1 protein-coding gene is annotated in these 957 nt (G+C 68.8%); it reads right to left on the reverse strand.

Translation table 11 applies throughout. The features are described 5' to 3' along the window. Nucleotides 1-957: acyl-CoA carboxylase subunit beta (locus tag ASC60_RS00060; RefSeq protein ID WP_199830829.1), on the reverse strand; the 957-nt coding region annotated here is incomplete at both ends.

Consider the following 957-nt stretch of genomic DNA (forward strand, 5'->3'; position numbering starts at 1 on the left):
CCGGTGGAGGATGTTGACCGCGCCCTGGGCGCCCATGACGGCGATCTGGGCGGTGGGCCAGGCCAGGTTGAGGTCGGCGCCCAGGTGCTTGGAGCCCATGACGTCGTAGGCGCCGCCGAAGGCCTTGCGGGTGATGACGGTGATGAGCGGGACGGTGGCCTCCGCGTAGGCGAAGATCAGCTTGGCGCCGCGCCGGATGATGCCGTTGTACTCCTGGTCGGTGCCGGGCAGGAAGCCGGGCACGTCCACGAAGGTCAGCACGGGCACGTTGAACGCGTCGCAGGTGCGCACGAAGCGCGCGGCCTTCTCGGAGGCGCCGATGTCCAGGCAGCCGGCGAACTGCATCGGCTGGTTGGCGACGATGCCCACCGGGTGGCCCTCGACCCGGCCGAACCCGGTGATGATGTTGGGCGCGAAGAGCGCCTGGGTCTCCAGGAACTCGCCGTCGTCCAGGACGTGCTCGATGGCCTTGTGCATGTCGTACGGCTGGTTCGCCGAGTCCGGGATGAGGGTGTCCAGCTCCCGGTCCTCGTCCGAGGTCTCCAGGTCGGCCTCGTCGGGGAAGGCGGGCGGCTCGGAGAGGTTGTTGGACGGCAGGTACGACAGCAGCGTCTTGACGTACTCGATGGCGTCCTTCTCGTCGCCGCCCATGTAGTGGGCGACGCCGGAGGTGGTGTTGTGGGTGCGGGCCCCGCCCAGCTCCTCGAAGCCGACGTCCTCACCGGTGACCGTCTTGATCACATCCGGTCCGGTGATGAACATGTGCGAGGTCTGGTCGACCATGACCGTGAAGTCGGTGATCGCCGGGGAGTAGACCGCGCCGCCCGCGCACGGCCCGACGATCAGGCTGATCTGCGGGACCACCCCGGAGGCGTGGACATTGCGGCGGAAGATCTCGGCGAACAGGCCGAGCGCCACCACACCCTCCTGGATCCGGGCGCCGCCGCCGTCGTTGAT

The organism is Streptomyces sp. NBRC 110028, from assembly GCF_001417735.1.
Taxonomy (GTDB): domain Bacteria; phylum Actinomycetota; class Actinomycetes; order Streptomycetales; family Streptomycetaceae; genus Streptomyces.